The following is a 3291-nucleotide window of genomic DNA, read 5'->3' on the forward strand; positions in this document are numbered from 1 at the left end:
CCGATCTGGCTACGTCCTCGACGACCTCGTGGTCACCGAACGACTGCCGGAGCGCGAGGTCACGCGCCGGGCGCTCAGCCGCGAGGAGATCCGCGTGCTGCCCGGTTTCGGGGGCGACGCGATCAAGAGCGTGCAGGCGCTGCCCGGGGTGGCGCGTCCGGGCATGTTCGACCAGGGCGCGATCATCGTGCGCGGCAGCGGCCAGTTCGACACCCGCTACTACCTGGACGGCATCGACATCCCGCTGCTCTTCCACTACGGGGGCGTCAAATCCACCTACAACACCCTGTCCCTGGCCAGCGTCGACCTGTACCCGGGCGGCTTCAACACGCGCTACGGCGGCTGCGTGGGCGGCGTGATCGAGGTGAAGGGACGGCCCGGCCGCGCGGGCCGCTGGCGGCGCGCGGTCGACGTGAGCCTGCTCGATTCGTCGATCCTGGCCGAAGGACCGCTGGGCGACGACTTCGCGCTGTTGATCAACGCCCGCCGCAGCTACGCCGGCGAGGTGCTCGACGCGGCGCTGTCCGGGACGGACGACGTGCGCATGGCCGTGGTGCCCTACTACTGGGACCTGGTGGGCCGGCTGGACTGGTGGGCCGGTGCCGACGACCACCTGTTCCTGACCGTCTTCGCGGCCAAGGACCGCATGGAGCTGATCTTCCCCGACGAATCCGAGGGCAGCAGCGACGTGACCGAGGCCATCGACGCCATCGACATGGACCTCTACTTCGACCGCTTCATCCTGGGCTGGGACCGGGACATCGGTCCCGACCTGCACAACGAGCTGCGCGCCTGCTGCGGAAACTCCAGCGAGAGCGGCCACGTCTTCGGCTTCTTCAGGTTCGAATCCGACGTGCCCCTCTACGCGGTGCGCGACGAGCTGAGCTGGCGCCCGTCCGACCGCGTGAAGACCCGGCTCGGCGTGGACATGGTGTGGGCGCCGGTGGACTACGAGGTGGAGGTCGTCGGCTGGCCCGCCTCCCTGGCGGCCATGACCTTCTCCGACCACGCCGCCTACGCGAACGCCGAGCTGCGCCTGCACGACCGCCTGCTGCTGGTGCCGGGCGCGCGCTACGACCACTACCGCCACCTGGACGAGGGGAAACCCAGCTTCCGCCTGACCGGACGCTACGACCTGGACGAGTCCCACACGCTGACCGCGGCCGCGGGCACCTACAACCAGGGGCCGCAGCCCATCGGACATTCCACCGACCCGGTCTACGGCAATCCCGCCCTGCCGCCGACCCTCGCCACCCACCTCACCCTGGGCGACGAGTGGCGCGTCAGCCGTCGCGTCAGCGCCAAGCTCGAGGCCTACTACAACACCCAGCGCCAGATCCCCGTCTTCGCCGACAGCCTGGACCTGAACTTCCTGCCCGACGCCGACGGCAGGATGTTCGGCCTGGAGATGATGGTCCGCTACCACCCCACAGACAGGTTTTTCGGGTGGCTCGCCTACAGCCTGTCCCGCAGCGAGCGGCGCTACGCCCGCAGCCCCAGCATCGACCTCGAGGACTGGAGCCCGGACGACTGGGTTTCCTACGAACTGGACCAGACCCACCACCTGGAGGCGGTCGGCTCGTGGACCCTGAACGAACGGTGGACCGTCGGCGGCCGGCTGCAGTTCGTCTCGGGCAACCCGACCACCCCCCTGCGCAGCTACGCGGGCGACTACTACGAATTCGACGGCGACACGGGCAGCTACGTGCCGGTGGCGGGCGCCTACCTCTCCGACCGCCTGGAGCCGTACGTCCGGCTGGACACGCGGGTGGAAAGGCGCTTCGGCGGCTGGGGGGCCGACTGGGCGGTCTACCTGGACGTGCAGAACGCCAACTACTTCGTCTACAACAGCCCCGAGGGCTACGTCTACAACTACGACTATTCCAAGCGCAAGGAGTACGGCTGGATCATCCTGCCGGCCCTGGGCCTGAAGGTGGAGTTCTGAGATGCGCCACGCGCTGCTGCTGCTGTTCGCCCCGTTGCTCCTGCCGCTGGCCGGCTGCGACACGACCTTCCCCGGCGAGGAGATGGACGTCGCGGGCGGCCGCAAGACGCGCCCCTTCGCCATCGTGTGCGAGCCGCCGGAGGCCGCGCCGGGCGAGACGGTGACCGTCACGCTGCACTACTACGAGCCCGAGCCCGACCGGCACGACGTCTCCTGGCGGGTGTCGCTGGACTACGACCTGGGCCTTTACGAGGCCGACGAGGTGGAGCGGGACATCGTCGAGCTGGACGGCCTGGTCAACCCGCCCCAGAGCGACGCGTACGGCTTCTGCACCCAGGCCTTCACCTACACGGTACCAGACGAAGCCCTGCTGCGCGCCAGCAGCCAGCCCGAGGTGATCACCGACGAGCTGCTCCTGGCGCTGGCGCGGCCGCTGCTGGACCTGGCGGAAGACGACCCGCTCTCGAAGACGGAGCTCGACCTGCGTCTGGCCCTGACCGCCGCGGGCCAGGTTTCATGGGAGTACGTCGTCGACGACAACATCAGGGCCATGTGGGGCCGGCTCGGCGACCTCTTCGCGTGCGAGATCCGTTTCCGGGCCGGGATCGACGGCGCCGTGCGGGTGGACGTGACCAAGAACCTCACCGTGCGCTACAGCAGCAACCTCGAGTCCGTGAACGTCAACCAGAACCCCCGGATCACCAGGACGTACATCCGGGCGGCGCCGTATCCGGACGTCGCGTACGAGGATCTGTTCTCCTACGGGCAAGATGTGCTGACTTTCGGGCTGACGGCCGAGGGATGGTACGGCGATCTGGTCGAGATTCCCCTGCACGCGGACTGGACCTACTACCTGGACAGCGAGGTCTACCTGCAGGATTACACGTCGCCCTTCGACGCCGACATCCGGCTCGAGAAGTTCAACCTGCACTGGTACCACTACAACCTGGACGATCCCGGTGTGGACCGTCCGCTCTTCGTCCGGGACGACGGCGACGAGGCGGAGATGGACGACCTGGACAGATGGGTGCGCCTGCTCCCGCCGGCGCATCCCGGCCATCTGGGTTATCGCGTCGCGACCTGCATGCGCGACGTGCGGATGGAATGGCGCGGCTACGCGTTCGCTCCCGGCGCGAACCTGGTCTACAGCGAGTTCGCGTTCGTGGAGCCCTGATCCGGGTCGCCGCTGGAGTACCCGGCGAAGACGACCATCCCCGCCACCGAAATCGCCACCGCCAGCAACGGCGTCGTCCGCGCGCCGAGCCCCGTCTCGGCCAGCCCCGCCAGGAACAGGCCGACCAGACCCAGGACGATGCCCCACCCGGCCGACGCCGCGTGCAACCCCC

The 3291-nt window shown here is 68.8% G+C and carries 3 protein-coding genes; 2 read left to right on the top strand and 1 reads right to left on the bottom strand.

Annotated elements, in window-relative coordinates:
- Positions 1-1945, top strand: a 1945-nt coding sequence (locus tag KJ554_05160; GenBank protein MBU0741728.1) for a TonB-dependent receptor, incomplete at its 5' end; no start/stop codon positions are given.
- Position 1946: 1 nt separating this feature from the next.
- On the top strand, positions 1947-3119 hold the full coding sequence (locus KJ554_05165; GenBank protein MBU0741729.1) for a hypothetical protein: 1173 nt from the start codon (positions 1947-1949) through the stop codon (positions 3117-3119).
- Here KJ554_05165 and KJ554_05170 read toward each other — a convergent pair.
- A partial coding sequence (locus KJ554_05170) for a hypothetical protein (GenBank protein MBU0741730.1) occupies positions 3089-3291 on the bottom strand: 203 nt, incomplete at its 5' end. The genes KJ554_05165 and KJ554_05170 overlap by 31 nt on opposite strands.

Source organism: bacterium (assembly GCA_018814885.1).
GTDB lineage: Bacteria > Krumholzibacteriota > Krumholzibacteriia > LZORAL124-64-63 > LZORAL124-64-63 > JAHIYU01.

Bases quoted from the DNA above. Each gene is read 5' to 3' on its own strand.
- KJ554_05165 (MBU0741729.1), top strand. From the start codon at position 1,947: ATGCGCCACGCGCTGCTGCTGCTGTTCGCCCCGTTGCTCCTGCCGCTG.